The following is an 18,809-nucleotide window of genomic DNA, read 5'->3' on the forward strand; positions in this document are numbered from 1 at the left end:
GACTACATCCACTATTACAATCACCAACGCATCAAACTGAAGCTAAACGGACTGAGCCCTGTTGAATACAGGGCTCGATCTGTTCAGGTATAGATTTACGATCGTCCAACATTTCGGGGTCAGTCCACTGCGTGGGAACGATCAGCCTTCAGGCCCTGCGCCAAACCCCTTTCCCGCTCAACCGCTCCCGATCATGGGCGGCGGTGAAACCCTGCGCCGGCCCCTTGGGCACTATCCCCGTCGGGTTGATGGTCTTGTGACTGCCGTAGTAGTGGTTTTTGATGTGTTCGAAATCCACCGTCTCGGCAATCCCTGGCCACTGGTAAATCTCCCGCAGCCAATTCGACAGGTTCGGATAATCGGCAATGCGTCGCAGGTTGCACTTGAAGTGGCCGTAATAGACCGCGTCGAATCGAATCAGCGTCGTGAACAGGCGGATGTCCGCTTCAGTCAGGTACTCGCCGGTCAGGTAGCGATTGGCACTTAACAGCTGCTCCAGGCGATCCAGTTCTGTGAACAGTTCATCGAAGGCCTCCTCATAGGCGGTTTGCGAGGTAGCAAACCCGGCGCGGTATACGCCGTTGTTCACGGCCGGATAGATCCGCTCGTTCAGGGCGTCGATCTCGCCGCGCAGCGGTGCCGGATAGAAATCCAGGTCATTGCCGGTCAGTTCATCGAAGGCACCATTAAACATGCGGATGATTTCCGCCGATTCATTGTTGACGATGCGTTTCTGTTGTTTGTCCCAAAGCACCGGCACCGTGACGCGGCCGGTGTAGTCGGCGGTGTCGGCGGTGTAGCGCTGGTGCATGAAGTCAAAGTGATCGAGTTTGTCGCCGGTGGAGCCGTGGGACTTGTCGAACGTCCAACCGTTCTCCAGCATCAGGTAGCTGACCACCGACACGTCGATCAGGCTTTCCAGGCCCTTGAGTTTGCGCAGGATCAGCGTGCGATGAGCCCACGGGCAGGCGAGGGACACGTAGAGGTGATAACGCCCAGGTTCGGCAGCAAAACCACCGACACCACTGGGGCCCGGTTGGCCGTCAGCGGTGACCCAGTGGCGACGCTGCGCCTGTTCGCGCTGGAACGTGCCGTCCTTGCTTTCGTACCACTTGTCCTGCCAGCGACCTTCTACTAACAATCCCATGTCCATGACTCCTCAACCGATAAGCGTTGGAGAGGAGTCTATGCCGATAGGTTCGATAAAATAGCGCAAAGCTTAGTGGGTTATGATCGATTAAATTGATTTGTCCCGGGCATCCCAATACTGCTGGGCGGTCTTGAAAGCTTGTTCGCGGCTCTGGCCGAGGCCACGCAGCGCCAGGGCCATGGTCGAGATCAGGGCCATTTGCGGGTAGCTGTCCACCACCTCGCCGCGCCATACCGCCTTGAGATGCGCAGGTTCCAGGCTGGCAGGCTTGACGTGGCGCTGGCTCGACAATTGCGGCCACTCCTCATCCCAGCTCTCGCCACCGCGGGTGCCATACAAGTGGCTATCGGCGTCGGGGTTGATCTCGATTTCGCCACCATCGCCCTTGACCACGATCGCGGTGTCGCCGAGCAAGCCGCTGGCATCGCGATGCACCGCCTGGTAACCGGGATGGAAGATGCTTTGCAGACCGCAACGGGCGCCCAACGGGTTGAGAATGCGCGCCAGCGAGTGGATCGGCGAGCGCAGGCCGAGGGTGTTGCGCAGGTCGATCATGCGTTGCAGTTGCGGCGCCCAATCCACCAACGGCATGAAGGCCAGGCCGCCGTTGTCCAGCGCTGTGCCGACCTGCTGCCAGTCGCGGCACAAGGGGATGTTCAGTTCATCGAGCAGTTGTTCGCTGTAGAGTCGACCGGCGGTGTGCGCGCCGCCACCGTGCATGAACACCCGCACACCGTTCTGACCCAGGCACTTGGCGGCCAGCAGGTACCACGGCAGGTGACGCTTCTTGCCGGCATAGGTCGGCCAGTCGAGGTCGACCGCCAATGCCGGCGCTTGCAAGCGCTCGCGCAAGGCTTCGGCAAAACCGGCCATTTCCTGCGCGCTTTCTTCCTTGTGGCGCAACAGCATCAGGAAGGCGCCGAGCTGGGTGTCCTCGACCTGGTCGTCAAGCACCATGCCCATGGCGGCACGGGCTTCTTCACGCGTCAGGTCGCGGGCGCCACGCTTGCCTTTGCCGAGGATGCGCACGAATTGGGCGAATGGGTGCTCGGCGGGCGTTTCGAGGGTCAACGCTGGGTAGTCGGTCATAAGCAATTCGTCGGTTTGGGCAGGCCCGCCAGTTTCGCGGCGAGTTTGGCAGGGGTGCCTTTGAACAGTCGGTTCAGGTGCAGGCTGTTGCCTTTGTCCGGGCCGAGTTTCAATGCGGTGTACTTGATCAGCGGCCGGGTCGCCGGCGACAGCTGGAATTCGGCGTAGAAGCTGCGCAACAGTTCGAGGATTTCCCAGTGCTCGGGGCTCAACTCGATGTCTTCGGCGGCGGCCAGGGCACTGGCGACGTCGGCCGACCAGTCACTGAGTTCGACCAGAAAACCGTCCTTGTCCAGCTCGATGGCGCGTGCGCCGACCGTCAATACATTCATAGCCAGCTGTTGACCTTGGCGTGGTGGATCGACAGTTCGACGAAGGCCGGATAATCGACAGCCGTAGCCCAACCCGGAACTTCGATAGCCCGGGCCTGGGCATCTTCGGCCAGCACGTAGAGGGCCAGGCCGCGCGCACTCAGCGCCGTGAAAGGGGCGCTGCCCGGCTGCAGGGCATAGGCGGCGTCACCGCACAGCAGCAATGCGTCGTTGGCGCCGGTTATGCGCAGGCAGCTGTTCAGGCGGTCGTCGCCGAACGGGGAATGAGACAACACATGCAAAGTCGACATCAGAGGGTGATCACCTGGTCGTAATGGTCAATGAGTGCGGTGATTTCGTGGGCGGCAAGCACGCGGGCTTCCTGCAGTGCCAGGGCACCTGGGTCCAGGCCACGTTCGGCAGCGCTGTCGGCACAGACAAACAGTTCTTCGACGCCGAACATCGGCAGCGCCTGCAGGTTGGCGCTCAGGTCTTTCTGTTGCAGGGCCTTGGCGTGCTGATGGGGGGCGAGCTGGAACACGCCGTCGTCGAAAAACAGCAGGCCGATCGGCAGATCGAAGGCGCCGCCCGCCAGCACGATGTCCAGCGCTTCACGCGCGCCTGGACCGGACCAGGGCGACTGGCGGCTGATGATCAGCAAGGACTTGGCCATTTCACGCACCTCCGAAGCAAATCAGGCGGTCGGCATCCTGCACCGCGTCATGCAATTGGCCGAGCCCGGACAATTCCCACGGTGCTCCGACGGCGACAGCCTCGCGCTGATAGCGCCTGGCTTCCTCCTCGTTCAACACGCCACGGCGCAAGGCGGCGGCGATGCACACCACGCCATCGAGTTGGTTTTCGCTGACGAAGGCGCTCCATTGCCGTGGCACATCGAGCTCGTCCTGGGGTGTGACCACGCTGCCGGACGCGTTGTACACGCCATCCTGGTAGAAAAACAGCCGGACAATCTCATGCCCGCCGGCGAGCAGCGCCTGGGCGAACAGCAAGGCGCGGCGCGAAGAGGGCGCATGGGCGGCGGAAAATACGGCGATGGCGAACTTCATGGCGGACTCGATCAACGAAACTGCGGCCATGATAAAGCTTTATCGGCGTTGGGGCTAAATCGATGTCGCCTGTGCGGGCCCCTTCGCGAGCAGGCTCGCTCCCACAGGGATTTGTGTGATGGCAAAGTTCGCAGCTGCACCGCAAAACCTGTGGGAGCGAGCCTGCTCGCGAAGGGCCCCCCACAGGCAGCAAAAAAATCAGCGCGGCATGTAGCCCAACTGCCAACGTCGCGGGATCTTCAGCGACAGCACTCCCAGCGCAGCCGCCAGCAGGCCGCTGGCAAACAGCGCCTTGAGCCCGAAATGATGTTCCAGCACGGCACCGAGTACCGCGCCGGCGAACATGCCGGTCCAGGGGATCAGTTGTACGCGCCAACCGTTGCGGCGCTCGCCGAGCATCCAGCGCCCCAGTCCGCGGCCAAAGCGCGACAGGGCGCCGGTCACATAGGTCAGGCCGACCGGCAGGCCGTTGACCTCTTCCACGGCGGCATTGAGCATGCCCATGGCGATGATGGCTGCCAGCAGGGCAGGCAATTGCGAGTCATAGGGCCAGGCCGCGGCGGCGCACAGCAGGGCGGCAATGCACAACAGCAAGGGCAGTGACCGGCGCCTGCCCAGGCGGCTGACGATAATGCCCAGCGCATTGCCAAAGATGAAGGTGGCGATGAGGATCACCAGGCGCAGGGTCAACCCAAGGTCGCCGGCACTGATGGCGACGGCCATCCGAGTGGTATTGCCGCTCATGAACGAGACGAAATCGCCGCTGGCCATGAAACCGATCGCGTCAGTCATGCCGGCCAGCACCGAAAGCATGGCCACCAGGCTCAGGCCGATTCGCCCACGCCATTTCTGCGTGTGCAGGTGTCCGGGGCTGGCGTGGGTCCTGGAAGCGGAAGGCAACATGGGCGATGAGGTCCTCGAGCGGTGGTCAGGGGGTTATCCCGTACAGGTCGCAATACTCCAGCCAGTCCATGCCGGCCATTTCCGCGACTTCCCGGTGCACTTCCAGGCGCTGGGCCTGATAGTCCTCAGGAGTGGCGGCGGTCAATTGCAGTGTCAGCTCCCAGGCAAACAAACCCAGGCGCTCGGCTTCGGCTTCAAAGGCCTCGTGTAAACGATCATCGCGAAACTGCGCGAGGGTCTCGCCCTTGGCCTGGGCCAGCAGCGGGTTGAGGTGGTCGAGCTCGATGCGCAGTTCGGGACGTTGGTCGAGAAACTTTTCCAGCGCCAGTTCGTGTTGTTGCTCGGGTGCCGCCATGGTCGCTCCTTGAATACGAATTACGAAGACTGCTTCTTGCTGGCCTTGGCCGCTGCCGCCAGACATTCGAGTGCAAACTGCTCGGTATAGGTCATCTGGATCGGCGTGGTTTCACCCTTGACGGTTCTTTCGCCCTCAAGGATGTAACGAATGCGCTTGTCGGTGACGCCGATTCGCTTGGCGATCCAGGACGGTGTCTGACCGATCTGGCTGATCAGCTTGTCGGCATATTCAGTGGTCGGTTTGTAAAACTCGGCGTTGGGTGTCATGGGGCGTCCAGTGAAAGGTGCAATACAGCGCTATTGGCTCGACAGGGTGCGCGAATCGTCACGCGATGTCGCGGTTTTAATGAAGTAAAGCAGAACGATACGCCCTGCCACGGTGATACAGTCCGCTTTTTCCTCATGAGTGAATGCAATGCGAATTCTGATGGTGGCGCTGGCCGCTACCTTGCTGGCGGGATGCGCGGGCTCGGCGATGAACGATGCTCGTACCAAGGCCCCGTACAAGACCTTGAACTCTGACAAGCCGGCCAAGGACGTCGCCCAGTGCGTGCAATTTTCCTGGCAGGACGAAGCGGTGTTCGGCGTTGATGCTGCGGCGTACCTGGAGTCGGGAGCAAAGGGGAGCACCACCGTCTACACCCGCTCGGCCGAGTCGTTCGTCGACGTGACCACCGATGCCTCGGGCACGGTATTGAGTTACTACGCTCAGCAAGACGACTTTGTCGCCAAGCGCCGCTTGGCGGCACTGGCCACCTGCCTCTGACCTGATGGGTTGATGCATGCCCTGTAGGAGCTGCCGCAGGCTGCGATCTTTTGATCTTGTTTTTTCTCGATCTCAAGTCCGTCGAAGATCAAAAGATCGCAGCCTGCGGCAGCTCCTACAGGGATTCGCGTTGTGATCAGTAGTCCAGGCGTTTCTGGAAGAAGAAGTGCTTGTACCCCGGCGGGTAGTCGGCGATATGCCCAATCTCGCTGTAGCCGCATTTCCTGTAGAACGCCGGTGCCTGGAATTCAAAGGTGTCGAGCCACAATCCGATGCACTGCCTCTCCCGCGCCAGGTCTTCGGCCATCTGCATCAGCTTCGTGCCCATGCCCTGTCCCCGGGCCTGCTCCGGCACCGACAGCAGGTCGATGAACATCCACTGGTAGAACAACCTGGCGTAAAGGCCACCAAGGATCACATCGTTTTCGTCACGTACCAGCAAGGCGATATGCTCGGGTACGGCACCGTCGGCCTTTGAGGCATTGTAGGCGCGCAGCGGCATCAGGATGGCCTGGCGCTCTTCTTCCGTGGGGGTGGGCGAGAACTCTATCCGCAGGTTCATGGCAATGTCCTTATGGCAGTGAATCGGCAGCCTAGCGTGGTTGCCGCCATAGTTCCATCACCCGCAGCCAGTGGAACCGCCGCCCGTGCGCAGAGGTCACTTGTTGTGACGCGCCATTCCCGAGTGCGACTGATGAGGACATTCCGTGAATATTTTCGAAGCCTTGCGCGAAAGCCACGAGCGCCAGCGTACCTACGCCAAAGCCCTGATCCGCACCAGCGGCGATACCCCTGAACGCGTCGACGCATACAAGCAGCTCAAGTCAGAACTGCAGGCTCACGAAACCGCTGAAGAGCGGCATTTCTACATCCCGCTGATGGAGTTCGACAATGGTGTTGACCTCAGTCGCCACGCGATCTCCGAGCACCACGAGATGGATGAAATGATGGAAGAACTGGACGGCACCGAGATGTCCAGCCCGGCCTGGTTGGCGACGGCGAAGAAATTGTCCGAGAAGGTCCATCACCACCTTGAAGAAGAGGAGCAGAAGTTCTTCCAGATGGCGGGCAAGTTGCTTGACGACAAGCAGAAAGAGTCGCTGGCGACGCAGTATGTAAAGGAATACAAGGCGCAGCTTTCTACACCGGCGTGATGTCGTCCTGTAGGAGCTGCCGCAGGCTGCGATCTTTTGACTTTGCTTTAAACAACAAGATCAAAAGATCGCAGCCTGCGGCAGCTCCTACAAGATCAAAAGCCTGGGAGGCGCGCGGTTTCGGGCCATTGGCCGCCTTCCAGCGTGAGTAATGTCTGCTTCGCCTCCAGCCCCCCGGCAAACCCGGTCAATTTCCCCGACGCGCCAATCACCCGATGACAAGGGGCGATGATCGAAATGGGGTTCCTGCCATTCGCCGCACCCACTGCCCGCACCGCGCTCGGGTGGCCGATCTGCTCGGCGATCTGGCTGTAGCTGCGGGTCTGGCCAAAGGGAATGGTCAACAAGGCGTTCCAGACCTTCTTCTGGAATGCCGTCCCGGCAAAATCAAGGTCGAGCTCGAACGCCTGGCGTGTGCCCGTGAAGTATTCGCGCAACTGTTGCGCGGTGCGCATCAGGATCGGGTTGTCCGGCGCTTCGTCCATCGGGCCGAGGCGCACCCGGCCTGGTTTGTCATTTTCCCAGAGGATGGCCGCCAGACGGCAATCGTTCGCTACCAGCTTCAACTCGCCGACGGGTGATGCCAGGGTGATGTAGGTGTAGGTCATGCCGCACGCATCGCCGAATTGCTGAACAGGTGTTAAGCATACTGCCTCGCCGGGGAGGCGCAATACGCAATCCCGACCATACTGCCTACTGCTCTTGAAGCGTTTTCCTACTTTAAAACAAAAAGAGACCGACTCATGAAGTACGAACCTTTTGCCAAATCGCTGATTGCGACCTCGTTGGCGCTCAGCTGTCTGACGGCCCATGCGGCCTCTGTGGCCCCGGTCGCGGCTGAAAACGGCATGGTGGTCACCGCCCAGCATTTGGCCAGCCATGTGGGCGTGGATGTGCTGAAGAACGGCGGCAATGCGGTCGACGCCGCTGTTGCAGTGGGTTACGCGCTGGCGGTGGTGTATCCCGCGGCTGGTAACCTGGGGGGTGGCGGTTTCATGACCATTCAACTGGCCGACGGTCGCAAGACCTTCCTCGACTTCCGTGAAAAAGCCCCGCTGGCCGCTACCGCCGACATGTACCTGGACAAGGCGGGCAACGTCGTCCCCGACCTGAGCACCCGCGGACACCTGGCCGTCGGCGTACCGGGCACCGTGTCCGGCATGGAGCTGGCGCTGTCCAAATACGGCACCAAGCCACGCAAGGAAGTGATCGCCCCGGCGATCAAGCTGGCGGAAGACGGCTTCGTGCTGGAGCAGGGCGATGTCGAGTTGCTGGAGTACGCCACCGATGTGTTCAAGAAGGACATCAAGGATTCCGGCGCGATCTTCCTGAGCAACGGCGAGCCGATGCAGGTCGGCCAGAAACTGGTGCAGAAAGACCTCGGCAAAACCCTGCGGGAAATCTCGGAGAAAGGCGCCGACGGTTTCTACAAGGGCTGGGTGGCCGACGCCATCGTCACCTCCAGCCAGGCCAACAAGGGCATCATCACCCAGGCCGACCTCGACAAATACAAGACGCGCGAGTTGGCACCCATCGAGTGTGACTATCGCGGCTACCATGTGGTCTCGGCACCGCCACCGAGCTCCGGTGGGGTGGTGATCTGCCAGATCATGAACATCCTCGAAGGCTATCCGATGAAGGACCTGGGCTACCACTCGGCCCAGGGCATGCACTACCAGATCGAAGCGATGCGCCACGCCTATGTGGACCGCAACAGCTACCTGGGCGACCCGGACTTCGTGAAAAACCCGATCGCGCATTTACTCGACAAAAACTACGCGACCAAGCTGCGCGATGCCATCCAGCCGCAAAAGGCCGGCATCTCCAAGGATCTCAAGCCCGGCGTGGCGCCCCATGAGGGCAGCAACACCACCCATTACTCCATTGTCGACAAATGGGGCAACGCAGTGTCGGTGACCTACACCCTAAACGACTGGTTCGGTGCCGGGGTCATGGCCAGCAAGACCGGGGTCATCCTCAACGACGAAATGGACGACTTCACCTCGAAAATCGGCGTACCGAACATGTACGGCCTGGTGCAGGGCGAGGCCAACGCCATCGCGCCCGGCAAGGCCCCGTTGTCGTCCATGAGCCCGACCATCGTCACCAAGGACGGCAAAGTGGTAATGGTGGTCGGCACCCCCGGCGGCAGCCGCATCATCACCGCGACCCTGCTGACCATGCTCAACGTGATCGACTACGGCATGAACATCCAGGAAGCGGTCGATGCGCCGCGTTTCCACCAGCAATGGTTGCCGGAGGAAACCAACCTGGAGACCTTCACTACCAGCCCGGACACGGTGAAGATCCTCGAAAGCTGGGGTCACAAGTTTGCCGGTCCGCAGGACGCCAACCACCTGGCGGCGATCCTGGTGGGCGCGCCGTCGCTGGAGGGCAAGCCGGTGGGCAAGAACCGTTTCTACGGAGCCAACGATCCACGGCGTAATACCGGGTTGTCGCTGGGTTACTGATGGTTGTGTTTGAATGGGGGCGCACGCGTCCCCTGATTTTTCAACTCATCAAGGAAGGTACCATGACCACCGCACTGTTAATCATCGACGTTCAGCAGGCCCTGTGCTCCGGCGAGTACGAGTGCTTCGAGATCAAGCGGGTCATCGAAACGATCAATGGCCTCAGTGCCCGGGCGAGAAAAGCCGGCGTTGCGGTGGTGCTGATCCAGCACGAAGAAGAGGGCGACCTCTTCAAGCACGGCGCTCCAGGCTGGCAACTGGCCGAAGGGTTGCACACTTCACCCGACGATGATCGCGTTCGTAAGACCACCGGCGATTCGTTCTATCAGACCAACCTGCAGAAACTGGTGCCGGTGCAAGACTACGATCGCCTGGTCATCTGTGGCCTGCAAACCGACTACTGTGTGAATGCAACCCTGCGCCAGGCGCATCAACTGGGTTACGACGTGGTGCTGGCCGCCGACGCGCATTCTACTGTCGACAATGGCAAAACCACGGCCGAAGACATCATTGCCGAACACAACAAGGATTGGGCCGACCTGAGCAGTTCAGTGGCGCGGATCGACGTTATCCCGGCCAGTGAGATCCATTTCTGAATCCACCACCGCCCCCAGTAGGAGCGAGCATGCTCGCGATGAACCAGAGAGCGCCACGGGGTGTCAGGTTTCCAGCGTTATCGTTAACGTCCATCGCGAGCATGCTCGCTCCTACAAGGGTGCGTTGAAGATATCGATCAGCTCATTGAGGAACTCACTGACCAGCTCCCGCTGCCGCGCCGAATGCCGCACCGCCGCGTGAAAGCCCACCTCGTAGCGCAGCAATTGCGGATTGAGTGGATGCAGCTGCCCGAGCTGTTCATGCCGGGCCGCATAATGCTGCGGCAGGAAGCCCAGGTGTTGGCCGGACAGGATCAGCAGGGCCGCTCCGTCCATGCTGTCGGTGAGCACGGTCAAGCGTTCGATCGAGGTCGGCGCCGGCATCTCCGGCAAGGGGTGGCTGGGCCAGACCCAGTCATGCTGGCTGACATCCTCGCGCGTCAGCGCGCCCACCTGCTCGAACAGCGGGTGTGACGGCGCGCAGTAGGCGATCTGGGTTTCCTGGAACAGCGGGAAGTAGTCGATATTGGGCAAGCGATGCCAAAAATAACCGATCGCCAGATCAATATGGCCGTTGATGATTTTCTCTTCCAGCAGCGATGACGACAGTTCGGTGAAGTGAAAGTACAGCCCCTCGTGCCGAGCCCGCAGGCGAGCAATGGCCAAACCGATTTTCTTGTTTGCCACCGGGTCGATCTGCCCCAGCAGGCCGACGTTGATGTTGCCCGAGACCTTGCGGTTGATGTGCTGCACTTCAACCCTGAAGCCCTCGGCGGCAGCCAGCAAGCGCCGCGCCGCCTCGACGAACTGACCACCCTTGGGCGTTACGGAAAATCCGCCGCGACCGCGTTCGCACAGGCGAAAACCCACCCGTGCCTCCAGCGTCGCCAGTTGTGCGCTGATGGTCGGTTGCGTGGTATTGAGGGCAGTTTGCGCCGCCGAAATCCCGCCGGCCTCGACCACAGTGAGAAATACCCGGATCAGGCGCAGATCCAGCTCCGTTACAGTTCCCAGCATGGGGGCTCCCGATCCTCGATTACATTGACGCCGATCTATGTGAACAGTGCGCCTTGGATATTTTATCGCTGCGGCCAACGCCATACATTGCAGGGAAACCAGGGTCTTCGTCAGCTTTTTCTGGAGTTTTGCCAGATCTGGACGTCGAATTCGACCACTGCGCTCAAAATAAAAACAATCTACTGCATAGGAACTATCGTATGTCAGGGTCCCCACTTTCTGCGCACGCCACCGAGGCGAGCGGCGGGTTGGCCATCGAAGGCCACTCGATCGATTACATCCCGGAAAACGAACGTCACGCCAAGCTCAGTAGCCAGGGGCCGTTCTGGTTTCTCGGCAACTTCCACTTCTTCACCATCTCCATCGGTTTCGTCGGTCCCAGCCTGGGCTTGTCGGCCCTGTGGACCCTGTTGGCCGGTGCGCTGGGCATCATGTTCGGCACGATCTTCATGGCTTTCCACGGCTCGCAAGGGCCGGAAATGGGCCTGCCGCAGATGATCCAGTCCCGTGCCCAGTTCGGCTACCGCGGGGTGATCCTGGCGCTGATGGCGACGATGTTTGTGTTCGTCGGTTTCAACGTGGTGAACGTCTCGCTGATCATGAACGGGCTGGAGCATGTATTCGGCATCGACCCGACCATCGTTGCCGTGACCGTGGTGCTGATCGGCGCACTGCTGTCGATCTTCGGCCACGACCTGATGCACAAAGCCTTCAAGTGGGCGCTGCTGGCGACGCTGCCGTTGTATGCCGTGGTAACCATCGCCCTGATGTTCGGCGCGGGTTCCGAAGGCGTCACGCCGGCCAGCGACCTGGGCTTCAGCTGGATCGCCTTCGCCACCCTGTTCGCCATTGGCGCCAGCTACAACATTTCCTATGCACCCTATGTTTCCGACTATTCGCGCTACCTGCCGAAAAACACCAGCCGGCCGAAACTGATCGCGGCGATATTCATCGGCGCGTCGCTGTCGGGCAGCTGGATGATCGGCCTCGGGGCCTGGCTCGCCCAGGAACTGAAAGCGGTGGATGCGCTGGTGGCATTGAACCAGGTAGGTTCCTCGATGATTCCCGGGCTGGGCAATCTGTTGGTGGTGGTGTCGGTGGCGGGCTTCCTGCCGATCATTGCGCTGAACACCTACAGCGCCATGCTGACGCTGCTGACCGGTGTCGATTCGATCAGCAAGATCACCCCGACACCCCGCGCCCGGGTACTGTCGATCAGTGCCATCAGCATCATCCTGCTGACCTGCGTGCTGTCGATCAAGGGTGACGGCATCGCGCTGCTGAACACTTTCCTCGTATTGCTGTTGTACTTCCTCGTGCCTTGGACCGCCGTCAACCTGGTGGACTATTTCTTCGTGCGCAAGGGCCGCTACGCGATCCCGCATTTCTTCACGCCGAAGGGCATCTACGGCGCCTGGCAGTTTCGCGGCATCGTGGCTTACCTGATCGGCTTTGCCGCCATGGTGCCGTTCTTCTACATCTACGATGCCGCCGCCAGCAAGGAAGTCTTCGTCGGTCCGCTGGCACGGGTGCTGGAAGGCGTGGACATCGCCTGGCTGGTGGGCCTGCTGGTTTCGGGCCTGACCTATTACCTGCTCAGCCGCTCCCTCGACCTTGCTGCCGAGCGCCGGGTCATCGAGGCGATCAGTGAAAACGAGATTATCGCCATGACCCATTCATCCATGGAGTCGGTGCGTTGAACACGGCAAAGAATATCCGGGTCGCCTGCTGCCAGTTGGCGCCGAAAATCGGCGACCTCGCGTACAACCGCACGCTCACCGAACGCGCGATCCGTTCGGCGGCCCTGCAGGGTGCCCAGGTGGTGGTGTTGCCGGAGCTGGTGCAGAGCGGCTACCTGTTTGCCGACCGCGCGGAAGCACTGGCCCTGGCGGAAACCGCCGAGGGTCCGACGTTGCGCCTGTGGCAGGCGCTGGCCAGTGAATTGAACATGGTGATCGTCGGCGGATTCTGCGAGCGTCTGGCCGGGGATGAGCTGGCCAACAGCGCGGCACTGATCGATGCCCGGGGTTTGCGCGCGGTGTACCGCAAGGCGCACCTGTGGGATGCGGAGAAAGAAGTTTTCACAGCCGGCACTGCCGCGCCGCCGGTGATCGAAACGGTCCACGGGCGCATCGGCATGCTGATCTGCTACGACCTGGAGTTCCCCGAATGGGTGCGCCTGCCGGCGCTGGCCGGTGCCGATTTGCTCTGTGCGCCGGTCAACTGGCCCGATGGCCCACGACCGCAATCCGAGCGCCCGGCGGAAGTCTTGCGGGTGCAGGCCAATGCCTCGGTCAACCGCCTGTTCATCGCGGCCTGTGACCGCCATGGCGTTGAGCGCGGGGTGAGTTGGGTGCAAGGTTCGGTGATCGTCGACGCCGACGGTTATCCGTTGGCCGGTCCGGCGGAGCAGGGTGGCGAGCAGATGCTGCTGGCCAACCTGAACCTGGCCGAGGCCCGCAACAAGCGCATCAGCGAGCGCAATGACCTGCACCGGGACCGCCGGCCGCAGCTGTATGGCTTGAGCAGTGAAGTGAAGTGACGTTTGGCCCAGAGGTTGCCGAAATCCCAAGACCTGAATAAGATACATCCGCAATTATGTCCAGCAGGAGCCGGCCGGCCGTGTTCCTGCGACCCGCGTTTTTCCATTCCACACACAACGCTCTACTTTCAGCAGGGGGCAGCCTTTCATGGATGTTCTCGCACTGATCGAGCAATACCTGTCCAGGTGGGTATTTACACCTGTCAGCAACCAGTTCCTCGGGCTCTTCGACCTCAATGGCCGTCTCTGCGTCGCCTTTCTTTTCATCTCCTACGCCGTTGCCTACGGCTTGTTCCGCTGGCGCCAAGCTCGCGGGCTGACGGACGCGCACAGCTTCTGGCAGTTCATCGGCGGCAACCGTGTGCATTTTCATCCCTCGGCGCTGCTCGATTACCGCTACTACTTCGTGCGCGCGATCCTCAAGGTCGTGCTGGTGGTGCCCATCGTCGGGCTGGTGGATCCCTACGTGCTGCGATCCGGAGACTACATCCGCTTTTTCACTCAGCTGTGGGGGGCACGGGTGCAGGTCGAGGAGCACCTGGTCCTGACCTTGCTCTATGGCCTGGGCGTGTTCCTGCTGCAGGACTTCATCCATTACTGGGCCCACCGCGCTTACCATTCGCGCTACCTGTGGGCGTTCCACAAAGTCCATCATTCGGCGACGGTGCTGGTCCCGGCCACGGCCAGTCGGGTGCATTTCCTCGAGAAAGTGGTCGAGCGGTTGACTGACCTCGTGTTCATCAGCGCCTTTGCCGGACTCTTCTGGTACGCCTGTGGCGGGGAGATCAGCCGCTACACGCTGTTCGGCGTGACCTACATGGTGTTCATCCTCAATGCCTTGGCGGCCAATCTGCGCCATAGCCATGTCTGGCTGTCCTTCGGGCCTGTGGTCGAGCATGTGCTGAACAGCCCGGCCCAGCATCAGGTCCACCACAGCGATGCGCCGCGGCACTTCAACAAGAACTTCGGGGTCAACCTGTCACTCTGGGACTGGATGTTCGGCACGCTGTACGTCACCCAAACGCAACCGGAGCCCATCCGCTTCGGCACCTGCGAAGCGGATCATGGCCGTTACCTGACCGTCTACAGCCTGATCATCACGCCCTTTGTCGAAACACTGGGCAAGATCCGCCTGGTCAGGCGCTCGCTTGCGGTCAGCGCACAGGCAGGTTCCAGTGTTCGCGCAACTGCTCGTACTGCGTCTCGGGCAGTTGCACCAGCAGCGGGGACTGGCGTGGGTCCAGCCAACTGAGCAGACGTGCGATATCCATCGGGTCCATCGCGGTGCAACCCCGCGTCGGTACCGCGGGGCCACGCCAGATGTGGAAGAAAATACAGGAACCGGCGGCGGGGGATGCGGGTGTGTTGTGCTCGATGACAATGCCCTGGCGGTACAAGTCATCATAGCGACGCATGCGTTCAGAGCTGTTCCAGTCTTGGGCCATCGTGGCGCCATCGACCAATTCGTTGTAATGAGCGGACCGGCTGTCATCCACGCATTCGATGGTCGAGGTCAGCGCGAGGTAGGGCAGGCGGGTTTCACTTGAAGCGTTGTAGCCAAAAGCGCTGCCGAGTTTGAACATCCCGGCGGGCGCCTTTCCATCGCCTTCCTGTTTCACCGGCCCCTGAAGTTGCCCGGTGTCGAGCAGTCCCTTGCCCCAGCCCATGCCGTTTTTTCCCAGCACGACGGCAAACGGCGCTTCGACTTTCTGGAAGCTGTCCCCGTGCCGTTCATAACGCTGGGCGCTGCCCTGGATGTCGTCCCAGTGCTTGCTGGTGACCACGATCAACTGGCCACTACCGTCGAGCCCTTGGGCCATTGCGGCACAGGGCAGCAACAGGATCAGCAACGCGCAGATTCTGCCAAGGCTGTTCATGGTGCCAGCGGGGTTATGGGGAAGTTCATGACGGTGTTCAACGTCGCATCCCGGGTATACGTAAAGTGCCACCACTCGGCGGAGTAACCGGTGAATCCCTCCTGCGCCATGGCGCGGGTCAGTCGCTGGCGATTTTCCATGGCCGTCGCCGTGATCGACGTCGAATCGGTATGGGCGCGCTCGTCGAAGCAATCAAAACCGGTGCCCATGTCGACTGCGCCGTCGTGCCAGCGCTGCCCATAAGGCGCCGTGCAATCGACAGGCGTGGCAGATGGCGTCCAGGAGTCGGCGGGCAGGGCGCCCGGTCCCGTCATGCTCAGGTCGACGGTGCTGCCTTTGGAGTGATTGGATACGCGCGCCACATAGCCCAGGCGCCAGAAGTCTTGCTTGTCCACCCGTGGATAGAATTCGGCCTTGAGCGGATCGCCCGGCTCAGTGGCGAAGCGCCCCATGTCCGCGACCGCGCGACTGGGGCGATAGCAATCGAACACCTTCAGGCCATAGCCTTGCGCCCGCAGTGCCGTTTGTACCCGGGCGAGGGCTTTGGCGGCATCCTGTGACAGCAAGCACTCGGGCGCTTCGTAACCCTCGAGCGGGTGCCCGGTGAAGTTGTGGGCGCTGGCATAACGAATGTCCTGTTCGATACCCGGATCTATCGTGCGCAAATACACCATGTGCTCGGGCCTGGGCTCGCCAGCGGCGACACCCGATAAGGCGAGGCTGAGGAGCGGGAGCAATGTTCGAACGACAAATGGCATCGGGTCGGGCCTGGGTAATGACATGACAAGTCACTTCATCATGGCTTGAAATCGGCGGCACCTCCATGAAGTTGTTGGTCGGCGTGATAGGACGAGCGCACCAATGGCCCGGACGCGACGTTCTTGAAGCCCATGCGCGTGCCTTCCTCGGCGAACCAGGCAAACACGTCCGGGTGCACGAAACGCTGGACCGGCAAGTGGCTGCGCGACGGTTGCAGGTATTGGCCGAGGGTGAGCATGTCGACATCGTGCTCGCGCAGGCGCTGCATGACGTCGATCACTTCTTCGTCGGTTTCTCCCAGGCCCAGCATCAGCCCGGATTTGGTGGGGACCTGTGGCACCCGCTGCTTGAAGTTTTGCAGCAGATCCAGCGACCACTCGAAATCCGAGCCGGGTCGTGCGGCCTTGTACAGGCGCGGAACGGTTTCCAGGTTGTGGTTGAACACATCGGGCGGCTCAAGGGCGGTGATCGCCAGGGCGACGTCCATCCTTCCGCGATAGTCCGGCACCAGGGTTTCCAGTTGAATGCCCGGCGACAGCTTGCGGATTTCGCGCAGGCAGTCGACGAAGTGTTGGGCGCCGCCATCGCGTAAGTCGTCGCGGTCCACCGAGGTGATCACCACGTATTTGAGGCGCAGTTCGGCGATGGCCACGGCGAGGTTGGTCGGTTCATCCACATCCAGCGGCTTCGGGCGCCCGTGGCCGACATCGCAGAACGGGCAGCGACGAGTGCAGATGTCACCCATGATCATGAAGGTGGCGGTCCCCCCGGAAAAACACTCGCCCAGGTTCGGGCACGAGGCTTCTTCGCAGACACTGTGCAGTTTGTGTTTGCGCAGCAGTTGCTTGATCCGGTCGACCTCGGGGGAGGTCGGCATGCGTACCCGGATCCAGTCAGGTTTGCGCGGGAGGTCCTCGGTGGGGATGATTTTCACTGGAATCCGCGCGACTTTTTCCGCGCCGCGCAGTTTGGTGCCGACTTGCACTGTGTTCATAGGTGTTCCCAAGGTATGTCAGACAAGAACCGGAACTGTGGGAGCGAGCCTGCTCGCGAAGATGGTGGAACATCCAGCACAGATGTCGACTGACACTCCGCCTTCGCGAGCAGGCTCGCTCCCACAGGTTTTTCACAGGGGTTTGTGTTGTGTGATCAGTCGCGGTACACCGGGAAATCACTGCACATCGCCGCCGCCTGGCGGGCAACCTGGGCCTCGACATCGGCATCGCCCAGGTGATCGAGGATGTCGCAGATCCAGCCTGCCAGCTCGATGCTCTGGGCTTCCTTGAAACCACGGCTGGTGATTGCCGGCGTGCCGATGCGCAGGCCGGAGGTCACGAACGGCGATTGCGGATCGTTGGGCACGGCGTTCTTGTTCACGGTGATACCGGCACGGCCCAGGGCGGCGTCCGCGTCCTTGCCGGTCAGGCCCTGGCGGATCAGGCTGACCAGGAACAGATGATTGTCGGTGCCACCGGAAACCACGTCATAGCCCCGCTCGATAAACACCTGCGCCATCGCCTGGGCGTTGCGGATCACTTGTGCCTGGTAAGTCTTGAACGCCGGCTCCAGCGCTTCCTTGAAGCACACGGCCTTGGCGGCGATCACATGCATCAGCGGACCGCCCTGGCCACCGGGGAAAACGGCGGCGTTGAGTTTTTTCTCAAGCTCCGGATTGGCCCTGGCCAGGATCAGGCCACCGCGCGGACCGCGCAGGGTCTTGTGGGTCGTGGTGGTGACCACGTCGGCGTAGGGCAGCGGGTTCGGGTACAGACCGGTGGCCACCAGCCCGGCGACGTGGGCCATGTCGACGAAGAAATAGGCGCCGACCTTGTCGGCGATCTCACGAAAACGCGCGAAGTCCAGGGTCTTGGAGTAAGCGGAGAAGCCGGCGATGATCATTTTCGGTTGGTGCTCGACGGCCAGGCGTTCGACTTCGTTGTAGTCGATCAACCCGGTCGCGGTGTCGATGCCGTATTGCACCGCGTTGTAGAGCTTGCCGGAAAAACTCACCTTGGCGCCGTGGGTCAGGTGACCGCCATGGGCCAGGCTCATGCCCAGCACGGTGTCGCCAGCCTGCAGCAACGCCAGGTACACCGCCGCGTTGGCCTGGCTGCCGGAGTGCGGCTGGACGTTGGCGTAGTCGGCGCCGAACAATTGTTTAGCGCGGTCGATGGCCAGTTGCTCGACCACGTCGACGTGCTCGCAACCGCCGTAATAGCGCTTGCCCGGATAGCCTTCGGCGTACTTGTTGGTCAGGCCGCTGCCCTGCGCTTCCATGACCCGTTGGCTGGTGTAGTTCTCCGAAGCGATCAGCTCGATGTGGTGCTCCTGCCGCGCGTCCTCGGCGTTCATCGCCGCCAGCAGTTCGTCGTCGTAGCCTTTGATCTGGTCCTGCTTGCTAAAAAGGGTGCTGAACATGGTGAAAGTCCTCTGTTGTTCTCGAAATGGGGGGCACCTGTAGGAGCTGACGAGTGCAACGAGGCTGCGATCTTTTGATTTTTTAAAGCCAGATCAAAAGATCGCAGCCTGCGGCAGCTCCTACGGGGGTTATGCGTAGTCTTCGATGGATGGGCACGCGCAGATCAGGTTGCGGTCGCCAAACACGTTGTCGACACGACCCACGGGCGGCCAATACTTGGCGTCGATCAGGGTCTCCAGCGGATAAACCGCCTGCTCACGGCTGTACGGATGCGACCACTCGCCGACCAACTCCGCCGCGGTGTGCGGGGCGTTTTTCAGTGGGTTGTCGT

General features: G+C 61.2%; 25 protein-coding genes. 8 read left to right on the forward strand and 17 right to left on the reverse strand.

Going from position 1 to position 18,809, the window contains the following annotated elements; translation table 11 throughout:
- On the forward strand, window positions 1-93 hold a 93-nt coding region (locus CGA21_RS29105; protein WP_188263828.1), incomplete at its 5' end, for an IS3 family transposase.
- Between the two features lie 55 nt (window positions 94-148).
- Here CGA21_RS29105 and CGA21_RS29110 read toward each other — a convergent pair.
- From CGA21_RS29110 to CGA21_RS29150, 9 genes are all read right to left on the reverse strand, one after another.
- Window positions 149-1,147: a glutathione S-transferase family protein gene (locus CGA21_RS29110; protein WP_188265635.1), complete on the reverse strand. Its 999-nt coding sequence runs from the start codon at window positions 1,145-1,147 to the stop codon at window positions 149-151.
- A 90-nt stretch (window positions 1,148-1,237) separates the two neighbouring features.
- On the reverse strand, window positions 1,238-2,239 hold the full coding sequence (locus CGA21_RS29115) for a glycosyl transferase family protein (RefSeq protein ID WP_110754297.1): 1,002 nt from the start codon (window positions 2,237-2,239) through the stop codon (window positions 1,238-1,240).
- A complete protein-coding gene (locus CGA21_RS29120) occupies window positions 2,236-2,571 on the reverse strand; it encodes a TusE/DsrC/DsvC family sulfur relay protein (protein WP_077185887.1) in 336 nt (111 codons plus the stop codon). The genes CGA21_RS29115 and CGA21_RS29120 overlap by 4 nt, the downstream gene beginning before the upstream one ends.
- Entirely contained in the window at window positions 2,568-2,861 is a 294-nt protein-coding gene (tusB, locus tag CGA21_RS29125; RefSeq protein ID WP_110754295.1) for a sulfurtransferase complex subunit TusB, read from the reverse strand. Before tusB ends, CGA21_RS29120 begins: the two co-directional genes overlap by 4 nt.
- Window positions 2,861-3,223 carry a sulfurtransferase complex subunit TusC gene (gene tusC, locus CGA21_RS29130; RefSeq protein WP_188265636.1) on the reverse strand — a complete coding sequence of 121 codons (363 nt, stop codon included), beginning with the start codon at window positions 3,221-3,223 and terminating at the stop codon, window positions 2,861-2,863. The genes tusB and tusC overlap by 1 nt, the downstream gene beginning before the upstream one ends.
- Before the next feature lies 1 nt (window position 3,224).
- On the reverse strand, window positions 3,225-3,617 hold the full coding sequence (gene tusD, locus CGA21_RS29135; protein ID WP_110754291.1) for a sulfurtransferase complex subunit TusD: 393 nt from the start codon (window positions 3,615-3,617) through the stop codon (window positions 3,225-3,227).
- A 198-nt stretch (window positions 3,618-3,815) separates the two neighbouring features.
- The gene (locus tag CGA21_RS29140) at window positions 3,816-4,520 is read right to left on the reverse strand and encodes a YoaK family protein (protein WP_188265637.1); all 705 of its coding nucleotides are present in this window, start codon (window positions 4,518-4,520) and stop codon (window positions 3,816-3,818) included.
- 25 nt (window positions 4,521-4,545) lie between these two features.
- Entirely contained in the window at window positions 4,546-4,875 is a 330-nt protein-coding gene (locus CGA21_RS29145) for a DUF6388 family protein (protein ID WP_188265638.1), read from the reverse strand.
- Window positions 4,876-4,895: 20 nt separating this feature from the next.
- Window positions 4,896-5,144, reverse strand: a complete 249-nt coding sequence (locus CGA21_RS29150; protein WP_020799588.1) for a hypothetical protein — start codon at window positions 5,142-5,144, stop codon at window positions 4,896-4,898.
- A gap of 148 nt (window positions 5,145-5,292) precedes the next feature.
- On the opposite strand from CGA21_RS29150, the gene CGA21_RS29155 reads away from it, so the two are divergent.
- Window positions 5,293-5,643, forward strand: a complete 351-nt coding sequence (locus CGA21_RS29155) for a hypothetical protein (RefSeq protein ID WP_188265639.1) — start codon at window positions 5,293-5,295, stop codon at window positions 5,641-5,643.
- Window positions 5,644-5,779: 136 nt separating this feature from the next.
- Here the strand turns inward: CGA21_RS29155 and CGA21_RS29160 are convergent, their stop codons facing one another.
- On the reverse strand, window positions 5,780-6,205 hold the full coding sequence (locus tag CGA21_RS29160) for a GNAT family N-acetyltransferase (RefSeq protein ID WP_110754283.1): 426 nt from the start codon (window positions 6,203-6,205) through the stop codon (window positions 5,780-5,782).
- 145 nt (window positions 6,206-6,350) lie between these two features.
- Between CGA21_RS29160 and CGA21_RS29165 the strand changes: the two genes are divergently transcribed.
- On the forward strand, window positions 6,351-6,797 hold the full coding sequence (locus CGA21_RS29165) for a hemerythrin domain-containing protein (RefSeq protein ID WP_110754281.1): 447 nt from the start codon (window positions 6,351-6,353) through the stop codon (window positions 6,795-6,797).
- Window positions 6,798-6,892: 95 nt separating this feature from the next.
- Here the strand turns inward: CGA21_RS29165 and CGA21_RS29170 are convergent, their stop codons facing one another.
- Window positions 6,893-7,405 carry a methylated-DNA--[protein]-cysteine S-methyltransferase gene (locus CGA21_RS29170; protein ID WP_188265640.1) on the reverse strand — a complete coding sequence of 171 codons (513 nt, stop codon included), beginning with the start codon at window positions 7,403-7,405 and terminating at the stop codon, window positions 6,893-6,895.
- A 135-nt stretch (window positions 7,406-7,540) separates the two neighbouring features.
- On the opposite strand from CGA21_RS29170, the gene ggt reads away from it, so the two are divergent.
- Window positions 7,541-9,268, forward strand: coding sequence for a gamma-glutamyltransferase (gene ggt / locus CGA21_RS29175; RefSeq protein WP_110754277.1), 1,728 nt, complete (start codon window positions 7,541-7,543; stop codon window positions 9,266-9,268).
- Between the two features lie 62 nt (window positions 9,269-9,330).
- The gene (locus CGA21_RS29180; protein WP_110754275.1) at window positions 9,331-9,864 is read left to right on the forward strand and encodes a cysteine hydrolase family protein; all 534 of its coding nucleotides are present in this window, start codon (window positions 9,331-9,333) and stop codon (window positions 9,862-9,864) included.
- A 111-nt stretch (window positions 9,865-9,975) separates the two neighbouring features.
- Here the strand turns inward: CGA21_RS29180 and CGA21_RS29185 are convergent, their stop codons facing one another.
- Window positions 9,976-10,881 carry a LysR family transcriptional regulator gene (locus CGA21_RS29185; protein ID WP_188265641.1) on the reverse strand — a complete coding sequence of 302 codons (906 nt, stop codon included), beginning with the start codon at window positions 10,879-10,881 and terminating at the stop codon, window positions 9,976-9,978.
- Between the two features lie 200 nt (window positions 10,882-11,081).
- Between CGA21_RS29185 and CGA21_RS29190 the strand changes: the two genes are divergently transcribed.
- The 3 genes from CGA21_RS29190 to CGA21_RS29200 all read left to right on the forward strand — a co-directional run bounded on the left by CGA21_RS29190 (window position 11,082) and on the right by CGA21_RS29200 (window position 14,675).
- Entirely contained in the window at window positions 11,082-12,581 is a 1,500-nt protein-coding gene (locus CGA21_RS29190; protein ID WP_188265642.1) for a purine-cytosine permease family protein, read from the forward strand.
- The gene (locus CGA21_RS29195; RefSeq protein WP_188265643.1) at window positions 12,578-13,423 is read left to right on the forward strand and encodes a nitrilase-related carbon-nitrogen hydrolase; all 846 of its coding nucleotides are present in this window, start codon (window positions 12,578-12,580) and stop codon (window positions 13,421-13,423) included. Before CGA21_RS29190 ends, CGA21_RS29195 begins: the two co-directional genes overlap by 4 nt.
- 148 nt (window positions 13,424-13,571) lie before the next feature.
- Window positions 13,572-14,675, forward strand: coding sequence for a sterol desaturase family protein (locus tag CGA21_RS29200; protein WP_188265644.1), 1,104 nt, complete (start codon window positions 13,572-13,574; stop codon window positions 14,673-14,675).
- Here the strand turns inward: CGA21_RS29200 and CGA21_RS29205 are convergent.
- From CGA21_RS29205 to CGA21_RS29225, 5 genes are all read right to left on the reverse strand, one after another.
- Entirely contained in the window at window positions 14,578-15,300 is a 723-nt protein-coding gene (locus tag CGA21_RS29205) for a L,D-transpeptidase (RefSeq protein WP_188265645.1), read from the reverse strand. The genes CGA21_RS29200 and CGA21_RS29205 overlap by 98 nt on opposite strands.
- Window positions 15,297-16,082, reverse strand: coding sequence for a M15 family metallopeptidase (locus CGA21_RS29210; RefSeq protein ID WP_223194303.1), 786 nt, complete (start codon window positions 16,080-16,082; stop codon window positions 15,297-15,299). Before CGA21_RS29210 ends, CGA21_RS29205 begins: the two co-directional genes overlap by 4 nt.
- A 14-nt stretch (window positions 16,083-16,096) precedes the next feature.
- Complete coding sequence (lipA, locus tag CGA21_RS29215; RefSeq protein ID WP_188265646.1) at window positions 16,097-17,053, reverse strand: lipoyl synthase; 957 nt, start codon at window positions 17,051-17,053, stop codon at window positions 16,097-16,099.
- A 155-nt stretch (window positions 17,054-17,208) separates the two neighbouring features.
- Window positions 17,209-18,477, reverse strand: coding sequence for a serine hydroxymethyltransferase (gene glyA, locus CGA21_RS29220; RefSeq protein WP_110754258.1), 1,269 nt, complete (start codon window positions 18,475-18,477; stop codon window positions 17,209-17,211).
- Between the two features lie 129 nt (window positions 18,478-18,606).
- Window positions 18,607-18,809, reverse strand: a 203-nt coding sequence (locus CGA21_RS29225) for a hypothetical protein (protein WP_188265647.1), incomplete at its 5' end; no start/stop codon positions are given.

It is taken from the genome of Pseudomonas sp. PSB11 (genome assembly GCF_014596605.1).
In the GTDB taxonomy this organism is placed as follows: Bacteria; Pseudomonadota; Gammaproteobacteria; order Pseudomonadales; family Pseudomonadaceae; genus Aquipseudomonas; species Aquipseudomonas umsongensis.

Coding starts and splice junctions, on each gene's coding strand:
- CGA21_RS29190 (WP_188265642.1), top strand. CDS start 11,082: ATGTCAGGGTCCCCACTTTCTGCGCACGCCACCGAGGCGAGCGGCGGG.
- CGA21_RS29150 (WP_020799588.1), bottom strand. CDS start 5,144: ATGACACCCAACGCCGAGTTTTACAAACCGACCACTGAATATGCCGAC.
- CGA21_RS29115 (WP_110754297.1), bottom strand. CDS start 2,239: ATGACCGACTACCCAGCGTTGACCCTCGAAACGCCCGCCGAGCACCCA.
- CGA21_RS29155 (WP_188265639.1), top strand. CDS start 5,293: ATGCGAATTCTGATGGTGGCGCTGGCCGCTACCTTGCTGGCGGGATGC.
- CGA21_RS29210 (WP_223194303.1), bottom strand. CDS start 16,082: ATGTCATTACCCAGGCCCGACCCGATGCCATTTGTCGTTCGAACATTG.
- CGA21_RS29110 (WP_188265635.1), bottom strand. CDS start 1,147: ATGGGATTGTTAGTAGAAGGTCGCTGGCAGGACAAGTGGTACGAAAGC.
- tusD (WP_110754291.1), bottom strand. CDS start 3,617: ATGAAGTTCGCCATCGCCGTATTTTCCGCCGCCCATGCGCCCTCTTCG.
- tusB (WP_110754295.1), bottom strand. CDS start 2,861: ATGTCGACTTTGCATGTGTTGTCTCATTCCCCGTTCGGCGACGACCGC.
- CGA21_RS29145 (WP_188265638.1), bottom strand. CDS start 4,875: ATGGCGGCACCCGAGCAACAACACGAACTGGCGCTGGAAAAGTTTCTC.
- CGA21_RS29200 (WP_188265644.1), top strand. CDS start 13,572: ATGGATGTTCTCGCACTGATCGAGCAATACCTGTCCAGGTGGGTATTT.
- CGA21_RS29170 (WP_188265640.1), bottom strand. CDS start 7,405: ATGACCTACACCTACATCACCCTGGCATCACCCGTCGGCGAGTTGAAG.
- tusC (WP_188265636.1), bottom strand. CDS start 3,223: ATGGCCAAGTCCTTGCTGATCATCAGCCGCCAGTCGCCCTGGTCCGGT.
- CGA21_RS29180 (WP_110754275.1), top strand. CDS start 9,331: ATGACCACCGCACTGTTAATCATCGACGTTCAGCAGGCCCTGTGCTCC.
- glyA (WP_110754258.1), bottom strand. CDS start 18,477: ATGTTCAGCACCCTTTTTAGCAAGCAGGACCAGATCAAAGGCTACGAC.
- lipA (WP_188265646.1), bottom strand. CDS start 17,053: ATGAACACAGTGCAAGTCGGCACCAAACTGCGCGGCGCGGAAAAAGTC.
- ggt (WP_110754277.1), top strand. CDS start 7,541: ATGAAGTACGAACCTTTTGCCAAATCGCTGATTGCGACCTCGTTGGCG.
- CGA21_RS29160 (WP_110754283.1), bottom strand. CDS start 6,205: ATGAACCTGCGGATAGAGTTCTCGCCCACCCCCACGGAAGAAGAGCGC.
- CGA21_RS29140 (WP_188265637.1), bottom strand. CDS start 4,520: ATGTTGCCTTCCGCTTCCAGGACCCACGCCAGCCCCGGACACCTGCAC.
- CGA21_RS29205 (WP_188265645.1), bottom strand. CDS start 15,300: ATGAACAGCCTTGGCAGAATCTGCGCGTTGCTGATCCTGTTGCTGCCC.
- CGA21_RS29185 (WP_188265641.1), bottom strand. CDS start 10,881: ATGCTGGGAACTGTAACGGAGCTGGATCTGCGCCTGATCCGGGTATTT.
- CGA21_RS29120 (WP_077185887.1), bottom strand. CDS start 2,571: ATGAATGTATTGACGGTCGGCGCACGCGCCATCGAGCTGGACAAGGAC.